We start from the raw sequence: 25,082 nt of genomic DNA, 5'->3' as shown, positions 1-25,082 counted from the left end.
TGGTCCTGAGCTATTCGAAAGAATAGGTGAAACCTCCTTCGGAGGCTCCAACCGTCACCTTCGTCATCTTTTCACCCTCGAGCGACCGGTTCAGCACCCCCCGGCTCAATTCCGGCAGAAGCGTGTTTGTCAAAATAGCGTCAATCATTCGCCCTCCGGATTCGATCTCGGTGCAGCGGGCCTTGACGAGATCCATGACACCGTCACCGATCACCAGTTCGGCATCGTTGGTTTCCCGCAACCGACGAGCGATCTTGGCGAACTGATGGCGGGTGATCGCTTCGATCATCGTGTCCGAAAGCGGGTAGTAAGGAATGGTGACGACGCGGCCGAGGAAGGCCGCCGGGAACACCTTCAGCAGCGGGCTGCGCAGGGCGGTGTCGAGATCGTCGAGCCCGGCGCGCACGGTGCCGTCCCTCGTCCGGTCCATGATGACCTCGGAGCCGACATTGGAAGTGAGCAGGATCAGCGTATTCTTGAAATCGATCCGGCGGCCCTCGCTGTCGTCCATCATCCCCTTGTCGAAAACCTGGAAGAAGATTTCATGCACGTCCGGATGCGCCTTCTCGACCTCGTCGAGCAGGATCACCGAATAGGGCTTGCGGCGGACCGCCTCGGTCAGGATCCCGCCCTTGCCGTAGCCGACATAGCCGGGTGGCGCGCCCTTCAGGGTAGAGACCGTATGCGCCTCCTGGAACTCGGACATATTGATCGAGATGAGGTTCTGTTCGCCGCCATAGAGCGTTTCGGCCAAGGCCAGCGCAGTTTCGGTCTTGCCCACGCCCGAGGGCCCGCAGAGCAGGAACACGCCTACCGGCTTTTCCGGAGCGCCCAGCCCCGCCCGGCTGGTCTGGACGCGCCTGGCGATCATCTCCATGGCATGATCCTGACCGACCACGCGTTCGGACAAGGTGGTGGCCAGCCGCAGCGCCTTTTCGGTCTGGCTCGACAGCATCCTGCCAGTGGGGATGCCAGTCCAGTCCTGAACCACGGCCGCCACCGCATTGCGGTCGACCGACGGCAGGATCAGCGGCGTCTCGCCCTGCGCCTCGGAAAGTTCAGCCATCAGTTCGCGCAGCCGTGCGAGATCAGCGGCCGGATCGGTCGGGGGAGGATCGGTGCTCGCTGTTGCCTTCACCTCGGTCGCAGGCGTTTCGCTCTCAGACACTTCGGTCTCGGTTGCATCCGGGCCTGCTGTTGCGGTGGCCACCTCCTCCGTCGCCACTTCATCGAGCGGCACTCCCTCGCCGCGCAGCCTTGCGCGCAGTTCGAGTATGTCGGCAACCAGCGCCTTTTCCCGCTCCCAACGTGCTTGCGCGGCGGCAAGGGTACCTTCGGTTTCGGCAAGTCCCGCTTCGACCCGGGCCTGCCGATCGGTCACCTCGATGCCGATCGCGGCCTCGCGGCCGATGATGCCGCGCTCGACATCCAGTGCCTGGCGACGGCGCAGAATATCCTCGACCTCGGCAGGGGTGGCATGCTGCGAAATGGCGACACGGGCGCAGGCGGTGTCGAGAAGGCTCACCGCCTTGTCCGGCAATTGCCGCGCCGGGATGTAGCGATGCGACAGGCCGACCGCCGCCTCGATCGCCTCATCGAGTATCTGCACCTTGTGGTGTTGCTCCAGGACGCCGGCCACACCGCGCAGCATGAGAACGGCCACCGCCTCGGACGGCTCGTCGATCTTGACCACCTGGAAGCGGCGCGTCAGCGCCGGGTCTTTCTCGATGTGCTGCTTGTATTCGGCCCAGGTCGTTGCCGCGATGGTGCGAAGTTCGCCGCGCGCCAGCGCCGGCTTCAGCAGGTTGGCCGCATCGCCCGTTCCAGCCGCGCCGCCCGCGCCAATCAAGGTGTGGGCTTCGTCGATGAAGAGGATGACCGGGGTTTCGGACGATTGAACCTCATCGATGACGGCCTTCAGCCGTTTTTCGAATTCACCCTTTACGCTTGCACCCGCCTGCATCAGTCCGACGTCGAGCATGCGCACGCTGACGCCTTGCAGCGTGGGCGGCACGTCGCCCTCGGCAATGCGCAGGGCAAAGCCCTCGACGACGGCCGTCTTGCCGACGCCGGCCTCGCCGGTCAGGATCGGGTTGTTTTGCCGGCGTCGCATCAGGATGTCGACAATCTGCCTGATCTCCGGATCGCGGCCGACGACCGGGTCGATCTTGCCGTCGCGGGCACGCTGGGTCAGGTCGGTGGCATATTTCGCCAGCGCCGAGTCCCCGCCCGGCGCCCGCCTGGGCGTCTCGGCGGCAGGCGCTGCGGCGGGTGCGCCAGCTTCGAGCGACCCCTCCACCACGTCGGCGAACCGCGCGATAACCCCGTCGGCGTCGATCTTGTCGAATTCGCCGCTGATCTTCGACAGCAAGCCTTCCAGCACCGGCGTCTTCAGGCAAGCAAGGATGATATGGCCGCTGCGGACCTCCTCGACGCTGAATTCCAGCCCCGCCAGGTTCCAGCCTTCCTGGATGGCGTGGAAGATATGGTCGGAGAATTCCTCGATCGAGGTGGCGCCGTAGGGCAATTTGTCGACGGCGCGGGTCATATCGGCCGTTAGCCGGCTCGCATCCACTCCCGCATCGGCAAGTATCATTTGCACATCCGAGCGGTCGGAAAGCACCAGTTGCTCGATGAAGTGGACGAGTTCGACGTAAGGATTGCCGCGCAGCTTGGCGGCGTCGGCCGCAGCCTTGAAGGCCCGCAGACAGACAGGATTGAGCTTGCCGACCAGTTCCTTGCGCTTGAAACTCTGCGATGACCGGCGCTGTTCCATTGAACCTGCTCCTGAAATCTGCCAGCCAACAACCTGCCACATTAGTGGCGACTTGACAAAGCGCATGATGGATAAGCGCTCGGCCGCCGGCCCGGCCGGCTTCCGTTTCGCGGATAAGTCCCACATTCGGATCGCAGACAACCACGGAATTGCCGGCGTCTATGCGATGAATTTCACATACAGGCCTCGTCGGTCACGCCACTGATCCCAGCGCTCAAGATTGGGTTGCGGACTTCTGTTAACTTTTAAGCAGCAACTAAATTGTGGTAAAGTGACGCAGTGTGATACCGTAGCGTCACGCGTGGTTTCAGGGCTGCCCGCTGGGGGTTTGTGTGATTGATCTCGCACTCTGGCTTGCTCCTCTCGACGGTGAAAATCCGTCCGGGAAGGATTTGCGCAACGATCCCGCTTTCCACGAGCTGGAGCGGCTCACCGAGCCCCAGGTCAAGGTCGTCCATGACGGCAACAATAAGCCCGCCTCGCAAAGCACCATACCGGTCGACTGGCCCGCCGTTCTCGGCAAGGTAGAGGAACTGCGCGCGCATGGCCGGGACCTGCGCTTGCTTGTCCTTGTCGCGCGCGCGCTGGCCAATGAAGAAGGCCTGGCCGGATTCGCGCAGGGCCTGACCCTGATTGCGAAGAGCTTCGACCAATATTGGGAAACCATCCATCCGGCGTTGCGGCCGAACGCTGCGCCACGCGATGCGGCCTTGCGGCGTCTCAACGCCCTCGCAGACCTCCAGAATGACCAGGACGGACTGCTGGCGGACCTGCGGCTAAGGACGTTCTTCGCGCCGCGCGCGATCGGACCGATCACCGGACGCGATCTGGAAAAGGGCGCGCTCGACGAGCGTGTCATGCTCCAGGAAGCCGCTTCGGGACTGAACGCGGCTGAAAAGGCGGCGCTGGCCAGCGCCCACAGCCAGCTTCTGAACCGGGTACGCGCCGGATGCGCGGCACAGGCGGACCAGGCCAATGCGGAGATGGTGTCGCTCCTCGCCGACGCCCGGGCAGCGATCGCCGCCCTCGATGCGGTCGAGACAGCGCTCAACGCCCACCTTGAGGGCAACGGCGGCGCCACTGCCCCGGAATTAAGGCGGTTTCTGCAGCGTCTGCTGACGACGCTCGAGCGGAATTCGGCCCCCGATGCTGCAACGAACGGCGCGGCGAAGTCTCCTCCCTCCCCCGCGGAACCGGCAACGCCTGCTCGAAACGGTCATGGAGCCGATACGATGGCAAGTATGGCAAGCTACGCGGAGTCCGGCAGCAGCGGCCTGCCCGACCGGATCTCGTCCCGCGACGACGTCGTCAAATGCCTCGACCTTGTCGTCGCCTTCTACGACCGCACCGAACCGTCGAGCCCGATCCCGCATCTGGCCCGGCGCGTACGCCGGATGGTTCACATGGATTTTGTTGAACTGATGGAAGATCTCGCCCCTTCGGGGCTGAAGGAATTCCGGCTCCTGGCCGGCGTTCCCGATGCCAAGAAGGCCGCTCAGAAGGATGAAAGGTAGCAACACATGCCAGCCGAAAGCAAAGCGAAGGTCATCGAACGAAATCGCGCGCCGCGGGTGCAGATCGCCTACGACGTTGAAACCTACGGCAGCCCGACGACAATCGAATTGCCGTTCGTCATGGGGGTGATGGCCGATCTTTCCGGTGCCTCGCAAACCAAGGAAGCGTCGAAATCGGTACTCGACCGCGCTTTCGTCGAGACCGACGCGAACCGCTTCCCCAAGTTCATGGAAGCGCTGGGGCCGCGGGTGAAGGCGCGGGTGAAGAACACGCTCCCGCAGGCCGAAGGCCAGGAGCGCGACGAGGAACTGGCGCTTGACCTCACCTTCACCAAGATGGGCGATTTCGCCCCGGACAAGATCGCGGAGCAGGTTCCGCAACTGGCCGAGATCCTCAAAATGCGTCGTCAGCTCGAGGAACTGCTCGGCTTCATGGATGGTCGTGTCGACGCCGAAAAGCGCATCGCGCAACTTCTGAACAACGAGCCGCTTCTCGGCAAGATCGCCAACCAGGCACTATCCGACGACGACAAGGCTGGGGAGTAAGTCATGGCCGAACAGCAAAAAACCGCAGCCGTCACCGCTGAGGCGGAAGCAATAGACCTCGGAGAATTCAGCGGGCTGCTGGAGAAGGATTTCAAGGTCAAGAAGGACGACAGCGAGAAGCTGCAGCAACTCGTGCGCAACCTTGCACTGGCCGCGCAATCCCGTTCCGACACCACGACCATTTCGTCCAATGCGATCAAGTCGATCAAGTCGCTGATCGCAGGCATCGACAAGATGCTGACGACGCAGGTCAACGAGATCCTGCACGCGCCGGAAGTGCGCGAGATGGAGGGCACGTGGCGCGGCCTCTGGTATCTCATCAACAACACCGAGACGGATCAGAAGCTGAAGATCCGGGTGATGAACATTTCCAAGGAGCAGCTCGCCGACACGCTTGAAGACTATGAAGGCCAGATGTGGGATCAAAGCCCGATCTTCAAGAAAGTCTATACGGACGAGTATTCGATGCTTGGCGGCGAGCCGATCGGCTGCCTGGTCGGCGCCTACGAATTCTCGAACCATCCGCGCGACGTCGGCCTGTTGCGCAACATGTCCGGCATCTGCGCCTCGGCGCACACGCCGTTCATCGCGGCCGCCTCGCCACGCCTGTTCCGGATGGACAGCTGGCAGGAACTGCCGAACCCGCAGGACCTGCAGATGATCGTCTCCAATCCTGCCTATGCCTCGTGGCAATCGCTGCGCGAGAGCGAGGACGCGCGCTATATCGGCCTGACCATGCCACGGGTGCTGGCGCGACTGCCGTATGGCACGGATACCGTTCCGGTTAAGGGCTTCACCTTCGAGGAAGAGGTACAGGCCGATCACAACAAATACGTTTGGATGAACGCCGCATTCCCGATGGGCGTCAATATAAACCGCAGTCACAAGCTCTATGGCTGGGGTACGCAGATACGCGGCGTCGAGAACGGCGGCACGGTGATAAACCTGCCTGTGCACAGCTTCCCGACCGACGACGGATCGATCGCGATGAAGTGCCCGACGGAAGTCGCCATCGACGACCGGCGCGAGGCGGAACTGGCCAAGCTCGGCCTGATGCCGATCCTGCACCGCAAAAACACCGATCTCGCTGCTTTTATCGGCGCGCATTCGTTGCAGGACGACGAGACGCGCGCCGGGCGGCTGGTCGATCCTGACGCCCAGTCGAACGAACGGCTGAGCGCCAATCTGCCCTATCTTTTCCCGGTCTCGCGCTTCGCGCATTACCTCAAGGCGATCGCGCGCGACAAGATAGGGTCATTCAAGGAGCGCTCGGACATGCAGATCTGGCTGACCGAGTGGATCAACCGCTACGTGCTGGCCAACCCGGCTTTCGCCGACGACAAGGCGCGCGCCAAGCGCCCGCTTGCCGCCGCGGAGGTCCAGGTGGACAGCGTCGAGGGGCGGCCGGGCTATTACAATGCCCGCTTCTATCTACGCCCGCACTACCAGTTGGAGGGCATCAACGCCTCGCTCCGGCTGGTGTCGGAACTACCGTCCGTGAAGACTTGATTTGCAGCAACATCATCTTGTTTTGATTGAAAGCGGTGGAGAAAGACAATGCCCACAACAGTGAAGATCGATGGCTTTTTAAAGGTTCCGGATATCAAGGGCCCAAGCGTTCGCGACGGCCACGAAGATGAAATCGAAGTCCACGGTGTCGATTACAAGATAGTCGCGCCTTACGATCCGAATTCGCTCTCGCGTCGCGGTCGTGTGTCCCTCGGCATGATCAAGTTCACCAAGCACTATGACAAGTCGTCGCCTTATTTGAAAAAGGCGCTGTTCGACAACAAGGCGCTGGACGAAGTTGTGTTCTCCGCACGCCGGACCATCGATGGCGAGACCAGCGACTACCTGGTCGTCACCCTGACCGATGCCTCGATCATGGAATACGACATGTCGCAGGCCGAGGACGAGGAAGACCTGATCCAGGAGGAGGTCAGCTTCGCCTACAAGAAGATCAAGTTCGTCTATGACAAGGACGACGAAATCGAAATGGATGTCTATGTCGGCAAGTGAGGCTCGGCGGTCCGGCGCCGACAAGCTGCAGGTTACCGGCAGTTCGCGGGCGAAACGCGAAGCGGTCCAGCCCTCTCTCTGGGACCGCCTCGTCAACGACCTGCCGGGCGTGACCTCGGAAATAGACGGGCTGCGCCAGGTCTTGCACGACGAGCTTGGCGCGGACCGGCTGGACATCCTTGTTGCGGGAACCCCGCGGGTCATCGACGCCGACGCCGAGCTCACATCCGATCAGAAGCAGCGCCTGCACCGCCTGATCTTTCAAACCCAGCATCGTGCGGAGATCGAAAGCCGTGGCGTGGTCGTATCGGCCCGTGTCCTCAGGGAGGCCGTGCGTCGCGACATCGAGGCGCTCTTCAACACCGAGCGCTTCGAGGCCATTCCACTTCTTTCCGATCTCGAAAGCGAACAGGCCGCCGACAATCCGCCGTCGCTTGCCGATTTTCCCGAGGTTCGCCGAAGTGTAGTCAATTACGGCGTGCCTTCGTTTTCGGGTCGTTCCTCCCGCGACTTCGATCGCGAAACCCTGGCGCGCGAGATCCGTTCCATCCTCGCCACGTTCGAGCCACGTCTCAAGGAAAGCGCAACGAAGGTTACGGTGACCCTTGGCGACAAAACCGTGGGCCTGAAGATCGAGATAGACGCTGTGCTGATCATGACGCCGACGCCGGAACGCATGCGGCTGCGCACCACGATCAATCTCGATAACGGCTTGGCGCGGACCGAATTTAGGGAAGCCTGAGAGATGGATCGGGTCTTCGTAGAATATTACGAGGAGGAACTGACCCATATCCGTGCACTTGCGGCGGAATTTGCCGACATGCATCCGGCTGTGGCGCGCAATCTTTCACTCGATACGGTCCCGTGTCCGGATCCGTATGTCGAGCGGCTGCTTGACGGCGTTGCCTTCCTCGCCGCGCGCACCCGGCTGAAAGTCGATGCGGAGCGCTCGCGGTTTTCACGCAGCGTGCTCGATGTCCTCTATCCCGATCTGGTTTCACCGGCGCCGGCAACGGCGATGGCGGTGCTGAAACCCGGCCAGCAGGTCCAGTCGATGATTGCCGGCCATGTCATCAAGCGCAACACGCGGCTGGTTTCCAGCCTGCAACCCGGCCTGTCGACGCGCTGCACATTCACCACCGCGCAGGAAATGACGCTGTGGCCGATAGCCATCACTTCGGTCGGCTATTTTCAGGATCGCAGCGCGCTGGCGGCGGCAGGCATAACGCCGATCGGCGGTGTGGGCGGCGAGGCAGCGCTCCGCATCACGCTGGCTCGAACCGGAAAGGGCAAGCTCAACGAATTGGCGCTGGACCGGCTTGATCTCTATTTTGCCGGGCGCACCAAGGCGCCGCTGCTGTTTGACGCGATTTTTGGCGCCTGCTCGGCGGTCGGTGCACGCGCGGAAGGCAAGACCAACCCGCTATCGCCTTTGCCGGAACCCGAAATGGTCGGCATCAGCGACGACGAGGCCCTGATGCCTCGTACCCGTCCGACATTCGAGGGGTATCGACTGCTGCGCGAATATTTCATGATGCCCGAGCGCTTCCACTATGTGCGGATTTCAGAGCTGCAACCCGTCCTGCGCAAATGCGAGGCCGGGATAGAGATCATCTTCATGTTCCGGCGTCCGGTGGCCGAGCTTGCCGACCTGACACCGGCCGATTTCGAACTGTTCGCAACGCCGATCATCAACCTCTTCGAGCGTGAGTGCAACGTCATCGAACTCGATCCTCGCAAGACGCGGCAAGTACTGCATGCCGACCGCACGCGGGCGCGGGACTTCGAGATCTATCGGGTCACCCGCGTCGAGGATGCCGACACCGAGGGGAACGATGCCGAAATCCCGGAACTCTTCAGCCTCGGTCAAAACCGCGGCAGTGGCTGGGTCTACTCCACCGAACGGCGCCCTCGCCGGGCCACCGAGGATGAACGGCGCGACGGCCTGACCCGCACCTCATACACCGGGGACGATGTCTTCCTGTCGATTTCCCGTCCGCTTGGAAGCCCGCCGAACCGTCCGCTGAAGCGGGTCGACATCATGGCGCTTTGCACCAACCGCGATCTGCCGATCCTCGACGACAATCCCACCTTGACGCTGGAGACAGGCGATCCCGTCGAGACGGTCAGGCTCCTGGGCGCATTGCGTTCACCGCAGCCGGCCATTCCTGCGGCGCTGCCGGCGGGCGCCGAAGGCGAATCCCGCGCCGACAATCTCGCCTGGCGTCTCGTGGCGCAACTCGCGCTCAACTTTCTCAGCCTTGCCAAGGAAGGTCGCGGCCTGGATCCGCTGCATGCGCTGCTCGATCTTTATGCCGACCGGGGCGATCCGAGCCTCGCCCGCAACGTGCACTCGATCGTTCGCATTGACTCGCGGTCGGTCATCGAGCGGCTGCAGATCGATGGGCCGATGTGCTTCGGACGGGGCACGGAAGTGACGCTGCATGTGGACCAGTCGGTCCTGGCGGGGCAAAGCACATTGCTGCTTTCGGCCCTGCTGGCGCGACTGTTTGCCCGTCACGCCGGAATAAACGGCTTTGTGCGGACCCGTACGCGGCTGCTGCAGAAGCAGGAGGATGTGCCATGGCCGATGACGCCCGGCAATCGCTACCTGATCTAGACACATTCGACCTGGACCGGGCCGAGGGGCTGTCAGAATCGTTCGACTTCTTCGAGCTGCTGCGCCGGCTCGAACGGAGGGGCGGTCTGTTCGGCTATTCCGGCCAGCCGGATCGCGAACCGGCAAGGCTCGGGCAGCATGTGCGTCTCAGCTTTACCGCCAAGGACGTGGTTGAGTTCCGCGACGCGAAGGACAAGACGCCGGGGAACGCCAAGTCCTCGGGGAACGACAGGGCGCCGGCCCGGGTCACGGTTGCAAATATCGGGCTGATGGGACCGGAAGGCCCCTTGCCGCTGCATCTGACGCGTTGGGTGCTCGATCGCCTGTCGCAGCGCTGGTTCACCGGCGTAGACGCGCGGCAGACCAGCGACACGACCTTCGTGGATTTCGTCAACATTCTTCAGCACCGCATGATTGCCCTGTACTATCGGGCCTGGGCGGATGCTCATCCTGCGGTGCAGGTGGAACGCGCGGTCGGCGGCCGCGTTCGCGCCATGCTTGAAGCCATGGCGGGGATCGGCCTGCCTGGCACTGGGAATCCCGATCTCGACACGGTGAAGCTTCGCCAGGCCGCTTCGCTCGCCAGTCAGGTCGACGGCCCGGAGCGCCTGACGCTGTTTCTGGCGGAAGCGTTCAAGGTGCCGGTCCAGCTCAAGGAATTCGTCGCCGCGTGGATAACCATACCAGCCCCGCTCCAGACGCGCCTTGCCAAGGCTTACGCCGCGCTCGGTCGCGGGGCGACGATCGGCCCACGCGTTTTCAGTCGCCAAAACAGGATCGAACTCCGCGTCGGCCCGCTCGGATATGAGGACTTCAAGGCGTTCCTGCCGGGTGGCCAGAGCCTGAAGTTATTCAAGCAGGCTGTCCGCGACATGGTCGGGGAATCGCTCGACGTCGATCTGCGGATCGTGCTCGCGCGCGATGCCGTGCCGCCGCCGCGTATCGGAGCAGTACAGCTCGGCCGGACCGCCTGGCTTGCGCGCCCCCCCGAAAGGGGAGATGCTGACGATATGCGGCTGCGGACGATCGTCGGATGGCGGCCGGAATTGGCGGAGGTCGCGGCATGAGCCTGCTGCTGACGCTGGAGCAAGGACCCCGTACCCAGGCGGTTAGGCAGACCCGGCTGGACGAGGGTGAGCTGGTGATCGGCCGCAGCGCGGACGCGGGCTGGCAGATCGACGATCCCGACATGTTCGTTTCGCGCGCCCATTGCAAGATCACCGGCGGGCGGGACGGATATTTCGTTACCGATACATCGAGCAGCGGGCTGTTCATCAACGACTCCAACAGTCCGCTCGGCGCTGGCCAGTCCGCGCGGCTGCAAAGCGGCATGCGGCTCAGACTGGGCGACTATGTCGTATGCGTCGACCTGCAGTCGCCGGTAGCCCAGGCACCGGCAAGCAGTCAGTCGGTCGCGGAACGCCCGCCGCCGGCGTCTCGTGTACCGATCAGCATCGGTCACGACGACTTTTTTTCAGCCAAGGTCGAAGAGGAGCCACGGCGACCGAGGCCGGCCGATCTGCCGAACCCGTTCGAGCAACCGGCGCCAGGAGCGTTCGAACGTGCCAACCAGCGCAGTTCGCCTGCCTTCGACGACCCCTTCAGCCTCGACCCGGTATCAACGCCCGCGCCGAAAGGCGCTGCCTATCCCGAACCACGTGGTGCGCCGGGCTCCGCTGACCCATTCAGCCTGGATCCGGTGCCTTCCCGCAACGGTGCAACCGAGTCCGTTCCAGGAAAGTCATCCGAATTCGATGACGATTTTGGTTTCGAGCCGGCCGCGACGCCCGATTTGAAAAACGGCGCCGGCCCGTCCGGTCAACGAGAACGCGCCGCCGTAAGGCCGCAATCCGCCAATCCGTGGGACCTGCCCGCGCAGCCGGCTGAGGCGCCTCCTCAACCAAGAACGGGCGCTGCCGCCAAAGCTGCCCGGCCGGCAGCGGCGGGGCTCAATGACATGGCGCTTCGCACGGCATTCCTGCGCGGCTTAGGCATTGAGGAAGCCGATTTTCCAGGGCGCGACACCGCTGCGGAAATGGAGAAGTTCGGCCGCGAATATCGGCTGATGATGGAAGGCCTGATGCAGCTTCTGCGCAAGCGAGCCGAGGAAAAGGGAAGCGCCCGTGTCGCCCAGACGATGGTCGGAGCCTCGGAGGTCAATCCGCTCAAGTTTCTGCCGACGGTCGACGACGCCATCGTGACCATTATCGCCGAGCGCAGCCCCGGATTTCTCGCTGGCGAAGCAGCAATCGCCGACGCGGTCCGCGACCTCGCGCAACATCACGTGCGCGCCTGGCGCGGCGTGCAGACCGCCTTGCGGCGGATGATTGACCGTTTTGACCCGGCGGCGATCGAGGAAGAGCTGAAATCGAATTCGGCGATCGGCACCCTGCTTTCAGGCGGGCGTGGCGCCAAGCTGTGGGAGCTCTACCAGAAACGCCATAGTGAAATCGCCCAGAGCGCGGAAACGAGTTTCCTTGGCGAAATCGGTGCTGATTTTCGGGACGCATATGAGGAGGAGTGAGACATGATCGATCGACGCGAATTCATTGTTGCCCTCGGCGCGACAGGGCTGCTTGCGGCTTGCAAGAGCGCCGGTCCGCCAAAGCCATCGGTTATCACGGTCAATGTGACAGGTGGTGCCGGCATGAATCCCGGGCCAGGCGGCGGAGACCGACCCGTGACGGTCCTGATCATGCGGCTGCGCAGCACCGGCAAGTTCAATTCGGCGGACTATTTCGCGCTGCAGGGCGATGCCGGATCCGCGCTCGGAGCCGACCTGATCGGTTCCGACACGATCTCGGTCGCGCCGGGAAAGACCGCGGCCAAGACCATCACCGTCGAGCCGGACGCGGCCGCACTGGGGTTCGTCGCCCTCATCCGCGAGCCTGGCGGGCGCAACTGGCGGACAACCAAGTCGGTGTCGGCGGGATCGACATTCACCATCAATGTAACGCTTGGCAGCGGTGGAATTTCCGCCTAGCGGCCAAGGCAAGGGGTGCTCGATGCAGAGAGTGGCGGCATGAGCGATGCAAACAGAGTGCTGTGGTCCGAAGGACTGTTTCTGCGGACCCAGCATTTCCAGCAGCAGGATCGTTTTTTCGAGGCGACTGTGCGCGGCGCTTTGCAGGCCGGGCAGTTGCACACGTTCGGCTTTCAGCAGCTGACGCTGGACCAGGCAATGCTCGATGCCGGCCAGGTCTCGATCCTGTCGGCACGGGGCATCTTTCCGGACGGGACTCCCTTTTCGATCCCGGACATGATGGACGCGCCGCGACCGCTGCTGGTGACGCCGGATACGGGCGCCGGAGCGGTGCTGGTCGCCTTGCCGCTCGAACCTCCCGGCGGCGTCGGCTTCGATCCGGCACACACGGCGTCCACCGGCGCGCGCTATCATGGGCGGATCGTTGCGGTGCGCGACGCCGTGCAGGGAGGTTCCGACCCCGAAGAGATCGAAATCGCCCGTCCGCAGGCGCTGCTGCTTGCCCCCGGAAAATCGGTTGGCGGTTACACCGCCCTGCCCATAGCCGAAATCAAGGGCGTTCGAGCCGATGGCGGGGTGTCCCTGGACGAGACGTTCCTGCCGCCGACCTTGGTTACCGGTGCCGTGGCCTGGTATCGGCAATTGCTTCTGGAAGTCGTTACCGGCCTCGACCAGATCGCCGAGGCGCATGGCAAGATGGTCATGGGTGGACCAGGGCGCAGCGTCGAAGATTTGTTGATGCTCAACCTTGCCAATGCGGCGCGTCCCCGACTGGCCCACATGCTGGCTCAGGATGTTTTCCATCCGGCCGAGCTTTATCTTGAGCTTGCCGGTCTCGCCGGCTCGATGGCGACTTATGGCTCCAGCGCGCGGCGGCTGGGCGAGTTGCCGGCTTACGATCACATGGCGCCTGGACCCGCATATTCGGCGCTGGCGGATGCCCTGCGTTCGCTTATCCTGAGCCTGCGCTACATCGAGCCGAAATCACGCGCCCTGCCCGTCATGCGGCATTCGACCAATGTCTGGAAAATCCGCATCGACAATCCGAAGCTCCTGGTGGCCAGCCGGATCGTCATCCGGGTCGGGTCCGAGCTGTCGGAGGACGCGCTGCGCAAGATATTCGTCAATCAGGCGACTGTCGGCGCAGCCGATCAGTTCGAGGGCCTGTGGAAGTCCCGCCTGCCCGGCATTCCGCTGAAACCGCTTCATTCGCAACCCCGTGAAATCCCCTACGATGGCGATCGGCTGTGTCTTGAGCTGGACCAGAAGAGCGAGCACTGGGCCTCGCTGCTCGATGCCCCTGGCTTCGTCATCGGCGTTTCGGGCGTGTTGCCGAGCGAGCCGCAGGTGGACTGCTACTCGGTGAACAGGTGAGATCATGAGCCGGGATGATCCTTTCGGACTGTCGGAGGATCGTGAACGCACTCGCATACGGCTGACCGGCGCGCCGATGCCGCGCCCGATGGCGCCACTCCTGCCAGGCGCTCCGATAAAGCGATCTCGCGCTCACCCGAACGCACTTGTCAACGCCTTCGCGCCCTTGCTCGAGTTCGCGCCCGAGCTTGAAAGCGCGCTGCCACCGGAGAATCCGGAAGCATTGCGCACCCGGTTGCTCGACGAACTGGTTCGGGCACGCGATACGGCGATGGCGGCGGGATCCTCGCTGGAGCGGGCCGATCAGGCAGCCTGGGTGGTGGCGGCGCTGCTCGACGATCTGGCGTTGAACACGCCATGGGGCGGTGCAAGCGCATGGCCGCGTCAACCGCTCGTGGTCATGCTGCGCGGCGATGTCGATGCCGGCACGCAGTTCTTCACCCGTCTCGACGAACTGGAGCGCCACCCGAACCGTGATCGCGAATTGCTGGAGCTGCAATATCATTGCCTGGCGCTCGGCTTCCGCGGCAAGTATCGCGTGCCCGGCCGGTCGGGCGACCGCTCGCTCAATGCCGTTCGCGTGGCGGCGGCACGCTTCCTGCGCGATGCCGACGCTGAAGGCGCGCCGCTGTCGCCGAACTGGAAAGGCGTGATCGCCTCCGACGAGCCGCAGCGCTTCATTGTTCCGATCTGGGTAATGGCGCTCGGCGCCGCTGTTGTCGCCACCGCTATCCATATCGGGCTCTCGATGGGGCTGAGCAGCCAGGCGGTCGAGCTTTCCGCCCTTGTCCGCGCGCTGCCGCCTCCCACCCGCGGTGATATCAGCCGCACGTCGCCACAGGTCGACGCGCCGCCGCCGGAGGCCGTGGATTTTGCACTGTTGCCGGAATTTCAGGCCGGGGCGCCGGCCAATCTCAGATCGGCCCTTAGAGGTACCGAGAGCGTTTCGCTGGCGAAGCTGGTCGTTCAGGCCTCCAACCCCGAACTGTTCCAATCGTCGCGAGCACAACTGACAGAAGGTTTCGAGCCCCTGATCGGTTCTATCGCCAAGGTGATCCTCGCCAATCAGGAACTGATCGGAAACATCACGGTGGTCGGTCACACCGACAGCGTTCCGCTGCAAAGCTCCAACCCGCTCTCCACCAACCAGCGGCTGTCCGAAGCGCGCGCGGCAACCATTGCCGACATGCTGGTCCAGAGCGGGGTGCCGCGGGACCGCGTTCGTTCCGAAGGCCGCGCCGCCACCGATCCCGTAGCCAAAGACAGCACACGCGAAGGCCGGGCCTTGAACCGCCGCGTCGAGGTGCTGGTCGAAAAGAGGCTGTGAGATGTTCATCCTGCGCTTCCTCTGGGCGGTTCTGACATCGCGCTGGCTGTGGACGCTGATCGGCATCACGCTGCTTTCCCTGGTTATCTGGGTGTTCGGCCCGATCGTCAGGGTCGGTGCTTACGAACCCTTCGCCTCGGAAACTGTGCGCATCGTCATTATTGCGCTGCTGGTCATCTTCTGGCTGATCTGGCTGATCGTCGCCCAGCGCCGGGCGATCCGCGCCAACCGCATGTTCATCGCCGAGATCGCCGCGCCAGTGGTGGAAAAGCCGCTTAGCCCGGGCGAGGAGAACGTCGCCGCTGTCGGTGCCAAGTTCGCCGAAGTGATGGCCGAACTGAAGCGCCGCAAGCTGGGCGGGCGCAAGTTCCTGCGTGAAATGCCCTGGTACGTGATCGTCGGGCCGCCGGCCACCGGGAAGACCACGGCCCTGCGGCAGTCCGGGCTGAACTTCCCGATCGATCTCACCGACGACCTGCAGGGGGTTGGCGGTACACGCAACTGCGACTGGTTCTTTTCGGAGAACGCGGTTCTGATCGACACCGCCGGACGTTATGTTCAGCAGGAGAGCCAGCCCGACGTCGATGCGGCGGAATGGCTGGGCTTCCTCGACCTTTTGAAGAAGCACCGGGGTCGCCGGGCGCTGAATGGGGTGATTGTCGCGCTATCGATCGACGTGCTTTCGGAGGGCGACGAAGCCATCAAGGCACATGGCCGCAAGATCCGCCGTCGGCTGGCAGAGCTCAACGACCGGCTCGAAATCCGCCTTCCCGTTTATCTGATGCTGACCAAGGCCGATCTGATCAAGGGTTTTGAAGCTTTCTTCGGCGGCCTGTCGACGGCCGCGCGCGAACAGGTGTGGGGGACGACCTTCGCGCTGGACGCGCGTGTCGACGCAAAGACCATAGAGCGGGAAATCGCCACCCTGGCCACGGAGCTCGAAAAGCGGCTGGTGCCGCGCCTGGAGGACGAGGACAAACTCGCCGCCCGCGCCGAGATTTTCCGGTTTCCCGCCCAACTCGCAAGTCTATCCGAACCAATCCAGGTGCTGATCGAGGCAATGTTCGGCGAAAGCCGGTACGAAGAGGCCGCCTGGCTACGCGGCCTCTATCTGACGTCGGCAACCCAGGAAGGCGCGCCCATTGACCGGCTGGCCGCGGCGCTGTCTTCTTCCTTCGGTCTTCCACCGCGACGGACCATGCCGGCGCAGCGTATCGAAAAACGCAGCTTTTTCCTGAAGAACCTGCTGACCGAGGTCATCTTCAGGGAAGCAGGCCTGGGGACGTTCGATCCGCTGGCACAGCGCCGCCGCGCCTGGATCTGGCGTGGCGCCGCCGCGGCATGTGCCGCCGCGGCGCTGTTGGCCGGCGCAATGTTCACCTGGTCCTTCTATGACAACCGCAATGCGATCACGGCGCAGGCGAGCCAGTTCGAGGCGCTGCAGACGCCGCTGACCTCGGCTGCGGCAAACCCGGCGTCGGTGGCGCAGCCGGCCATCGATGGCGCGCTCAATGCGATGACCGAGGTCGCCAATGCCCGGACACCACCGCCGAGCGGTGTCCAGGATTTGCTGGGACCATCGGCCTCGGCGGAACTGTTGCGGGCGCAGGCCGACACTTACGACCACGCCCTGCGCAACGTTCTCGAGCCGCATATGATCGCTCTGCTCGAGGCAACCATGTGGCGGCAGATCCGCGACCCGGATTTCATGCTGGGGGCGCTGAAGACCTATCGCATGATGACGGGCCTGTCACAGATGGATTCCGACTTCGTCCAGAACTGGTGGGTCAACGACTTGCCCGAATTCGCGCCGGCGGCGCCCTTCCCGACCGCCGACGCGGAAGAGCACCAGCTTGCCGCGATCCGCCGCATGGCGGTCGACGACAGCTATATCGCGCCGGATCAGGCCCTGGTTGCCGAGGCGCTGAAAACAGTCTGTACGATTTCGTTGCCGGCGCGTGCCTACAGGCAGTTGCTGGCCGACCCTGCGGTAGCCGGGCTCAAGGAATGGATCCCCGCGAATTTCGCCGGTCCCAATGGCGCCAAGGTTTTTGCGCGGCGTTCCGACAAGACGCTTCGCGTCGGCATTTCGGGAGCATTCACCTATTCCGGCTTCCATGATGCCATTCTCGACCGGGTCGAGGATGTCGCAGCCCAGGCGGCGCTGGATCGGGCCGTCTTCGCCGGAGGCTGTTCGGAGAATTCCGAAACCTCCGTCTCGGCGTTGTCCGAGGATATTCTGAAGCTCTATTACGAAGACTACATCGCGCAATGGGACAGTTTCCTGCGCGATATGAGGCTCGCGCCATTGACCGACCTGAATGTCGCCAGCGAGAATCTCAAGGATCTTTCAAGCGCCGATTCCGCGCTGAAACGCCTGCTTACGGCAGTCATTCAGGAGACAGACCTTACCCGATCCGATGAAGCGCCCGCCGATAACAAGGCAGCGGCCAAGACCGGCTCAAAGCTGCTGAGCAAACTCGGCAAGCTGGGCAAGGTCGTGAAGACAGGGGCGAAGCTCTTGCCGCGCGCGGGCTCCGCCGACCAGGTCGATATGACCGGCAGCCTTGTGGCCGAACACTTCAAGCCGCTCAAGGGTGCAATCGCCGAGGTTGACGGCCAGCCGCCCGCGCTCGACGCCGCGGTGGTGGCCCTGACCGCCCTGTCCAACGTGCTGCAGACGGTCACCGCCAATCCCGACCCCCAGGACGCCATCAAGAAGCAAGGCGGCCTCGCCGAGTTGACGGGAGCGGTCGCCAGGCAAGCGCAAATCCTGCCCGATCCGGTCGACGACTGGCTCGGCGGCATCGCCGGCGACACCAGCGGCCTGACGCAGAAGGCCGTCACCTCGGAGCTCAACGCCATCTGGCGCGCCGACATCCTGCCGTTCTGCCAGGCAGCGCTGAACGACCGTTATCCCTTCAGCCCCGAAAGCGCGGTCGACGTCAATGTCCGCGATTTTTCTCGTCTGTTCGGGCCGGCCGGAATGATCGACGCCTTCATCAACGATCACCTGATCAGCTATGTCGACACCGCCAGCCAGCCATGGAAATGGCGCGCCGATTTTGGCCTGGACGCTTCGGCTCTGGCGGCGTTCGAACAGGCCAGGCGGATCCGCGACGATCTCTTTCCCGGCGGTACGGGCCCGGTGATGAACTTCACGCTCGAGCCCAAGGATCTGTCTCCGAACGTCACACGCGTCACGCTCAATCTCGATGGCCAGAACCTCGTCTACTTCAACAATGCGACGCGCCCGCAGCCGATGACCTGGCCCGGCAAGGACGGCACCGGCGTCATCTCGCTTGCCTTCCAGCCGATCGACGGCTCGCCCGAAATCATGCTCAACGAGACCGGCAGCTGGGCATGGCTGAGGATGCTGCGCAGCGGCCGTTTCACCGGCACCTCGCTGTCCGATGTCTACAGCCTGCGATTGGGGACGCAAGGCATGTACGCCGACTTCGAGCTCAAGGCCGCAAGCGTCGAGAACCCCTACAATCTTCAGATGTTCAAGAAGTTCTCATGTCCGCCCCAGATATGATCCTGCCCGGCTTTTACGGCAAAATGCCTGCAACCGGCGATTTCGTCACGCGGCGGCTGCCGGGGGATTTTGTCCGCGTCTGGGACCGCTGGCTGGCGCAGCACATCGTCCCGCTGATGGGCCGAGAGGAGTGGCCCGGCAACACCGCGCTGCGCTTCCTGGCCGGCCGGGCTTCCTTCGGCGCATCGGCGGGCATCATCTTGCAGAGCGCCGACAGAGTGGGCAGACAATTCCCCTTGAGCATCATCGCGCGGCTTCCCGAAGCTCCGTTCCAGCTGGCTCATGCCGAAGAGTGGTTTGCCGAGATCGAAGAAGCGGCCATCGCCGCACTACACGGCGAGCTAACGCCCGACGAGTTGGACGCCATGCTGGCCGCACTGCCGGTACCGCCCGGGGAGCCGGGCACTGAGATCATTACCGACCTGGTGATGTGGACCGCGCATTCCGACATTTTCGATATCGATCCACAATCGCCTCAAGAGACGCTGGAGCAAATCTTGGCCGCCAGTTGGGAGACCAGTTGATGCAGGGGAATTTGACGACATCTAATAGCTGGAACGGACGCGGAGGCCGCGTAGGCAGGCTATCTCCAGGACACGGGTTATTCCAAGACAGTTGAAGGCTCGCCGTTTCACCATCGCGTAAGGATGCGTGGTTCCAAATGTGGATACTGTCCAATGAGACGCCATTTGCCGCCCAGGAAAGCTGGACGCGTGACGAGCGCGGCCATGAAATCTGGCTGGTCGCGATCAAGGCATCCTTCGAGATCGATCCCGATGGCAAGCAGCGGCTCTTGAAGGACCAGACGCCGGTGAACCTGGCACCCGTATACGGATCGGACCCCAATGAGCTTCTCGACGAGACGGACCTCAACCTGGAGAAGAAACATACGGACGTTCTAGTCGAAGGACACGTCTACACGCCCGGCGGGCGTCCAAATATCGAGAGCGCGGCGCGCTTAAAGGTGGGCGACGTGGACAAGACCATCAACGTCGTGGGCGACCGTGTGTTTATCCCTGGCACGGTATCGGTGCGGATGAGCCGGCCGGAACCGTTCACGAAAATGCCGATCAGCTGGCGCCGGACTTACGGTGGCACCGATATGGGGGCATCGACGCCCAATTGGGACCAGCGCAATCCAGTCGGTACCGGATTTGCAGTCGACCCGCAGCGGCTACTCAGCAAAACCGGGCCTAACTTTGAATATCCTGACGCACCCTATCGCGACCATAGAAGTGGCAAGCCGGCCGGCTTCGGTCCGGTGGCGCGGCACTGGCAGCCGCGCATCAAATATGCAGGCACCTATGGCGCCGAATGGGAGCAGACACGAGACCCGCTTCTACCGCGTGATTTCAGCCGAATGTACTACCAGTGTGCGCCGGAGGATCAACAGACCAAGACTACGTTGATTGGCTACGAGGACGTTCGGCTGGGGAACCTAACGGAGGATGGCTTCCTTCAGTTTCTGCTACCGCGCATCACCTTCGACATGACCACCGAGTTCTACAACCGCCCGGATCGCAAAAACGGCGAAGCCGTCATTCACACGCTGCGCATCAAGCCCGATCTCAGGCAGTTCTCGATCACCTGGATGTCGACCCTGCCGGTGCCTTACGACGAGGAGCGCCTGAAGATGACGAACCTTAGCGTCCGCGAGCGTACCGGCATTTCACCAACAATCGCGGCGACCGGCGTCTGGCTGGCGGATGAAGACGAATGATGGCCAAGGCAGACACGATTGTTGTCGTCGGTGTGGGCGCGCGTACGCCGCTGGGTTTCGATGCGGCCTCGAGTGCCGCGGCGGTTCGCGCCGGCATCTCCGCCATTCAGGACCATCCCTACATGATCGATCGGTTCGGCGAGCGAATGAAGGTGACCCGCGATATCGGCATCGATGTCGATCTGCGCGGGGTCGACCGGGCCGTCGACATTGCAGCATCGCCGGCGCTCGACGCGCTGCGGCCCTTTTTGGAGTCGGGCGCCACCGCTGCGGTGACGCTCATCCTGTCCACCGGCGAGCCTCGACCCGGCCAGCCGGATGGTTTCGCCGCCCAAGTCAATTGGCGCCTGCGCAAACACCTGGGGCAGCATATCGTCCTGGAAGGCGGCGGCTCGACCGCGGGCGGCCATGCCGGGGGCCTCCTTGCGATCCATCACGCCTGCAAATCGCTGCGTGACGGCAGGGCCAAATTCTGTCTTGCCGGCGGCGTCGACACCTATCTCGAGCCGGAAACGCTTGAATGGCTCGACGAAAACGAGCAGCTTCATTCGAACACCACGACATATGGTTTCTGCCCGGGTGAAGCGGCGGGGTTTGCCTTGCTAACAACGCTTGGCGTGGCGCGCACCCACGGGCTTCGTCCACTGTTGGAAATCGTCGGCACTTCGATTGCGAGCGAGGAAAACAGAATCAAGACGGAGACTGTCGTGTTGGGCGAAGGCCTGGGCGCGGCCTTCCGCTTCCTTTTCCAGGACGCGCCTATCGACAAGGTCGATCGCATCATCTGCGACATGAACGGCGAGCGCTATCGCGGCAACGAGTATGGGTTCGCGGTCATCCGCAATCCCAGCCGCTTCAAGGATGCCGCCGATTTCGAGACCCCTGCCGATTGCTGGGGCGATGTCGGCGCGGCGTCGGGACTTCTCTTCGTCAGCCTGATCACGGAAGCGGAAGCGCGCGGTTACCAGCCTGGCCCGCTATCGCTGATCTGGGCAAGCTCCGAAAACGGCGCACGGGCGGGCGTATTGCTCGGCGGCCCGAGAAGGGCCGGCTGATGACCACTCATATCGTCGTCAACAATCTGGGCCTGACCTACAAGGGCACGATCGGCCTTTCGATCGCTACTATTCCCGACGTCTGCAAGACCCCGAGTCCGGGCGGCCCGATCCCCCTGCCCTACCCCAATATCGCCAACCAGAGCACGCTCAAGGATGGCACCACGACGGTCTTTGCCAAGGGCGGCAAGATGATCGCTATCAAGGGCTCGCAGTATGGAATGAGTTCAGGCGACGAGCCGGGTACGGTCGGCGGCGTCAAGTCGAATGTCTTCAAGAAGGCGACCGATTGGATCACCTATTCCTTTGACGTCAAAATGGATGGCAAGAACACATGCCGTCACACAGACAAGAAATTCCACAACGACAAGAACACGGTGAACCTAGCCGGAGATGTCGATCCGCTTAAAGCAACTGATTGCTTCATGCTGAACATCCGTTGCGACAAGAAAATGAAGAAGCGCGGCAAGAAAAAATGGACACCGTGCATGTGCAAACAACTTTGCGCAAAGGTGGCCTCTCTTGACCGTGCTCGGCTAAACCGCGGTGTAAGCACCCCCAAAGGAAAATCCCTGCGCAGGGTAGACTATAGCCAATCCGATTATGATTCGTACAAGGCGACGTATACTGAGCGCTTTACCGCGCGTGCCGCCGACAAGAAAAACAAAATGGAAAGTCAATTCGCGCACCCATGCGCGGCCGAGGAATGGAACGCGATGGACCCCAGGCCCGCAAACCCGACAGAAGGCGGGTCAAGCGCTCCATTCAATGCCGATCATTTGCATGATGCGGCCCTGGGCGGCCCGCTCGCCAGCATGCGCAACTTCAAGATGCTAAATACGCGGGTGAACACGACGATTGGAGCCGCCATGGGCAGGTACAACCGCGATAACTCCGGCGACCATGATGGCTTGCCGATACGCGCGCATCCGAGTTGCAAGTGTCCGGACGGCCCTCCGGATGCATGATCTCTAGTAAGGAGAAACTCCATGTCCAATGATGAGACCGCACTTTCGCTCGTAAAACAGATAGCCGAGCGAGCCATTGAACATCGATCCTTTTTCAGGATCAAGCGAGAGCCTGTGTTCAGGCCGGGAGCGGACGAACAGGATATCAACAAGCTGAAAAGGCTTTGGCGTCACCCTCTCCCGGATGACTACCTGAACCTGTTGCGGACCCATGACGGTATCGACAATTTCGACGCACCTAATGTTTTCTTGCTGTCGACCAAACACATTCTCGACAACCCCGATATGGACGAGCTTTTTGTCGACGCGGAGATGTTTAGGGAGGGTGAGATCTTCATTTTCTGCCAAGCCGACAACGATGCTCATTCCGTCGCCTTCAGGGCCAGCAGGAAAGGTAAAATCGATGTTGTCGACATCGATTCCGGCGGCATCCGCCAGGAACACCAGGACTTCGTGGCCTATCTCGAATCGCGAAAGGCCGAACTCGAGAAAGACATCGCGCGTCACAAGGCAGACCGAAAAGGTCTGACGCGATGAGCCCAAGCTTTCGATCGTCGAACACTTTCTTCAAGGTCGAAACGCGTTTCGGCGAGAAAATTCCAAGGTGGGAACTTAAGCTAGTTTTCATTCTCTATTTCAATCGCGCGATTGAAATCGTCTACGTCAGGCGCATCTACGATCTATACATGTCGCGCTTCGGCAAAAGAATGCGCAGATACTTGGCGACGTGGTCGGACTCGTTCATCGAAGAATTCAACGAGGACGCGCATCGCAGATTTCTGGAGGAATATATCCCGGATTTGTACAAGACGTTGGAATGGGGCTACGCCTTCGATGACGACAAATCGCTCGGCGCATTTCTGTTCGTCTTCCACAGCTACAAACCAGTAAGCGAGCCCAACAAGTCGAGCTTCTGTCGCTTCGAATTCCCGCACGACTGCGATCAGGACGAAATCCAGGCCTTTGTGCTGGAGGTCGCGGCCATGGCTCCCTTCACAAGCGGAACGTGCGGGTATGTGCTTCAACCTTGGCCTGACGATGTCGAAGCGTTCGACCATATGTATTTCGTATGCCAGAGGTATTGGGGCGTGGAGGCCTGGAACCAGGACGTCACGGTCAACTGGCTCGCCGACCGCTTCAAATGCATATCCTGGCTCACGTTCCTGGGCACCTCGATCCTGCAGGAATTTCCCGACCTACATCCGGCGGCGAGCCGGGCCGCGCATGCCTATCGGGAACTTCCGACAGGCGCGATGTATCAAACCCGGCCCCGTGCGGCACTCATCGATCTCAACCGACGTGAGGATTTTCGGCCTGAGGCAAGCCTCGCCAGAGCGCTTCTGCCGGCACAGATCGTGAAACACAGCTCCTTTGGCGGGAACCGGTGGACCGATGAGAATTCGGTGCAATGGCTACACAGATTTACGCCTGACTAGCCTCCTGCCCTTGGCAGCATCGATTTGGCGGGCAGTTCTTGTCAGGACGCCGCCAGCCAGCCGCCGGCGTTGCCCCATGCCTTCACCTTGTCGGCGAACGGCACTTTCGCGACCTCATCCCCGAAGTGATCCTCGAAATCCTGGCCAACCTGGCTCGGCTCGGTTGTGAACAGGTCGGCCTCGCGCGCCTCCGGAAACAGTTCCAGCAGCGCGCTGCCGGCCGCAGCCGCAAGTGCCGGATTGCGCATTTGATGGATCAGCCAGTGCAGGAGGGTACGGTCGCCCAGCATTCCGGCGCCGCGCACCGCCAAGGGCGCCGTTTCAGGCACTTTGAGTAAGCCGCCCATCCAGGCGCGCACGTCCTTGTCGGGCGCAGCCCCGACCGCCGCACGCAGAGCCGTCATTGCGTCGGGACCGCCGGCGACCGCCACCTTCCGCAGCTCGGGAGTGGCCAGATCGCCAGAACCGAGTTCAGCCAACGCCCAAGCGGCCCAGAACCTTGGCCGCTCTTCGCCATCCTCCAGCGCTGCACGCAATTCCTTAGCAAGATCAGCTCGCCTCAGCTTTCCAGCGAGGCGCAGGCTGATGGCGCGAACGCGCGCATCCCGATCGCGGACAAGTCGCGCCAACATCTGCTTCGGATCGACGCCATGCTCGAGGCAGGCCGATACGGCAAGAAATCGCTTGAACGCGTCCTGCGCGCCGATCCAGTCCCGCACTTCGGCGGCGATCGTACCGGGCTTGTGCCATGCCAGCGCGCCGACCAATCCACGTGCGTTGTCCTCCCTTTGGCGACCGAGTTCGACAGCCTCGGATACACGGAGGCCGTCATTCTGCTCGATCGCCATCCATGCAAAGAGGAACAGTTCGCCCTTTTCGGGGAAGTCCTCATGTGCTGCGACGACGAACGGCCAGGCGGCCGGTCCGGCGATACGCAAACCATCGAGGTTGGCTTCCAGCCGCCTGTCGACGCCAGCGACCACATGAGGGTCAGGGGGATCGTCCGTCAGCAGCGTGTCGCGCTGTGCCCAGAAGAACGCTGCCTGCTCGACATGCTGCCTGACGACATCCGGGGCTATTGGCTGTTCCGGTGCGCCTTTCGATTTTTGATTTCGGGTTGCGGCCAACATCAGTTGAGATCGATCGAGCCGCCACGGATACGATTGGCGGCGCTCGCCTGGCTGGTGACAAAGGTGCCACGAATGG

The 25,082-nt window shown here is 62.5% G+C and carries 20 protein-coding genes and 1 pseudogene; 18 read left to right on the top strand and 3 right to left on the bottom strand.

The genetic code is table 11. The features are described 5' to 3' along the window. Nucleotides 1-10: 10 nt before the first annotated feature. Nucleotides 11-2,776, bottom strand: coding sequence for a type VI secretion system ATPase TssH (tssH, locus tag CN311_RS17415; RefSeq protein WP_097574986.1), 2,766 nt, complete (start codon nt 2,774-2,776; stop codon nt 11-13). 332 nt (nt 2,777-3,108) lie between these two features. Between tssH and tssA the strand changes: the two genes are divergently transcribed. The 18 genes from tssA to CN311_RS17325 all read left to right on the top strand — a co-directional run bounded on the left by tssA (nt 3,109) and on the right by CN311_RS17325 (nt 23,876). Then, nucleotides 3,109-4,290 carry a type VI secretion system protein TssA gene (gene tssA / locus CN311_RS17410; protein ID WP_097574985.1) on the top strand — a complete coding sequence of 394 codons (1,182 nt, stop codon included), beginning with the start codon at nt 3,109-3,111 and terminating at the stop codon, nt 4,288-4,290. Nucleotides 4,291-4,296: 6 nt separating this feature from the next. After that, nucleotides 4,297-4,836: a type VI secretion system contractile sheath small subunit gene (gene tssB / locus CN311_RS17405; RefSeq protein WP_097574984.1), complete on the top strand. Its 540-nt coding sequence runs from the start codon at nt 4,297-4,299 to the stop codon at nt 4,834-4,836. Between the two features lie 3 nt (nt 4,837-4,839). Continuing rightward, nucleotides 4,840-6,345: a type VI secretion system contractile sheath large subunit gene (gene tssC, locus CN311_RS17400; protein ID WP_097574983.1), complete on the top strand. Its 1,506-nt coding sequence runs from the start codon at nt 4,840-4,842 to the stop codon at nt 6,343-6,345. Nucleotides 6,346-6,393: 48 nt separating this feature from the next. After that, nucleotides 6,394-6,855: an Hcp family type VI secretion system effector gene (locus tag CN311_RS17395; protein WP_008875170.1), complete on the top strand. Its 462-nt coding sequence runs from the start codon at nt 6,394-6,396 to the stop codon at nt 6,853-6,855. Continuing rightward, on the top strand, nt 6,842-7,597 hold the full coding sequence (gene tssE / locus CN311_RS17390; protein WP_097574982.1) for a type VI secretion system baseplate subunit TssE: 756 nt from the start codon (nt 6,842-6,844) through the stop codon (nt 7,595-7,597). The genes CN311_RS17395 and tssE overlap by 14 nt, the downstream gene beginning before the upstream one ends. Nucleotides 7,598-7,600: 3 nt before the next feature. Then, the gene (gene tssF, locus CN311_RS17385; protein WP_097574981.1) at nt 7,601-9,475 is read left to right on the top strand and encodes a type VI secretion system baseplate subunit TssF; all 1,875 of its coding nucleotides are present in this window, start codon (nt 7,601-7,603) and stop codon (nt 9,473-9,475) included. Continuing rightward, a complete protein-coding gene (gene tssG, locus CN311_RS17380) occupies nt 9,439-10,542 on the top strand; it encodes a type VI secretion system baseplate subunit TssG (protein ID WP_097574980.1) in 1,104 nt (367 codons plus the stop codon). Before tssF ends, tssG begins: the two co-directional genes overlap by 37 nt. After that, complete coding sequence (gene tagH, locus CN311_RS17375; RefSeq protein WP_097575015.1) at nt 10,539-11,999, top strand: type VI secretion system-associated FHA domain protein TagH; 1,461 nt, start codon at nt 10,539-10,541, stop codon at nt 11,997-11,999. The genes tssG and tagH overlap by 4 nt, the downstream gene beginning before the upstream one ends. Before the next feature lie 3 nt (nt 12,000-12,002). Beyond that, nucleotides 12,003-12,458 carry a type VI secretion system lipoprotein TssJ gene (tssJ, locus tag CN311_RS17370; protein ID WP_097574979.1) on the top strand — a complete coding sequence of 152 codons (456 nt, stop codon included), beginning with the start codon at nt 12,003-12,005 and terminating at the stop codon, nt 12,456-12,458. A gap of 39 nt (nt 12,459-12,497) precedes the next feature. Beyond that, a complete protein-coding gene (gene tssK, locus CN311_RS17365; protein WP_097575014.1) occupies nt 12,498-13,832 on the top strand; it encodes a type VI secretion system baseplate subunit TssK in 1,335 nt (444 codons plus the stop codon). A 4-nt stretch (nt 13,833-13,836) separates the two neighbouring features. Next, nucleotides 13,837-15,159, top strand: a complete 1,323-nt coding sequence (gene icmH, locus CN311_RS17360) for a type IVB secretion system protein IcmH/DotU (RefSeq protein WP_097574978.1) — start codon at nt 13,837-13,839, stop codon at nt 15,157-15,159. A gap of 1 nt (nt 15,160) precedes the next feature. Beyond that, nucleotides 15,161-18,697, top strand: coding sequence for a type VI secretion system membrane subunit TssM (gene tssM, locus CN311_RS17355; RefSeq protein ID WP_097574977.1), 3,537 nt, complete (start codon nt 15,161-15,163; stop codon nt 18,695-18,697). Further along, nucleotides 18,694-19,221, top strand: a complete 528-nt coding sequence (gene tagF / locus CN311_RS17350) for a type VI secretion system-associated protein TagF (RefSeq protein ID WP_097574976.1) — start codon at nt 18,694-18,696, stop codon at nt 19,219-19,221. The genes tssM and tagF overlap by 4 nt, the downstream gene beginning before the upstream one ends. Before the next feature lie 137 nt (nt 19,222-19,358). Further along, nucleotides 19,359-20,417: a DUF2169 family type VI secretion system accessory protein gene (locus tag CN311_RS17345; protein WP_097574975.1), complete on the top strand. Its 1,059-nt coding sequence runs from the start codon at nt 19,359-19,361 to the stop codon at nt 20,415-20,417. Continuing rightward, a complete protein-coding gene (locus CN311_RS17340) occupies nt 20,414-21,472 on the top strand; it encodes a beta-ketoacyl synthase N-terminal-like domain-containing protein (protein ID WP_245440856.1) in 1,059 nt (352 codons plus the stop codon). Before CN311_RS17345 ends, CN311_RS17340 begins: the two co-directional genes overlap by 4 nt. After that, nucleotides 21,472-22,440, top strand: coding sequence for a DUF4150 domain-containing protein (locus CN311_RS17335; protein WP_097574973.1), 969 nt, complete (start codon nt 21,472-21,474; stop codon nt 22,438-22,440). Before CN311_RS17340 ends, CN311_RS17335 begins: the two co-directional genes overlap by 1 nt. Before the next feature lie 21 nt (nt 22,441-22,461). Next, on the top strand, nt 22,462-22,977 hold the full coding sequence (locus CN311_RS17330; protein WP_097574972.1) for an SMI1/KNR4 family protein: 516 nt from the start codon (nt 22,462-22,464) through the stop codon (nt 22,975-22,977). Further along, entirely contained in the window at nt 22,974-23,876 is a 903-nt protein-coding gene (locus tag CN311_RS17325) for a type VI immunity family protein (protein WP_097574971.1), read from the top strand. The genes CN311_RS17330 and CN311_RS17325 overlap by 4 nt, the downstream gene beginning before the upstream one ends. A gap of 41 nt (nt 23,877-23,917) precedes the next feature. Here the strand turns inward: CN311_RS17325 and CN311_RS17320 are convergent, their stop codons facing one another. Further along, nucleotides 23,918-25,006, bottom strand: a complete 1,089-nt coding sequence (locus CN311_RS17320) for a HEAT repeat domain-containing protein (RefSeq protein WP_245440855.1) — start codon at nt 25,004-25,006, stop codon at nt 23,918-23,920. Further along, a pseudogene (locus CN311_RS33870) lies at nt 25,006-25,082 on the bottom strand (DUF6484 domain-containing protein); the annotation flags it as partial. The gene CN311_RS17320 and the pseudogene CN311_RS33870, both read right to left, overlap by 1 nt.

Source organism: Mesorhizobium sanjuanii (assembly GCF_002529485.1).
GTDB classification, from domain to species: Bacteria; Pseudomonadota; Alphaproteobacteria; order Rhizobiales; family Rhizobiaceae; genus Mesorhizobium; species Mesorhizobium sanjuanii.
The sequence above is the reverse complement of the archived record's forward strand: the minus strand, read 5'-3'. Positions and strand labels throughout refer to the sequence as shown.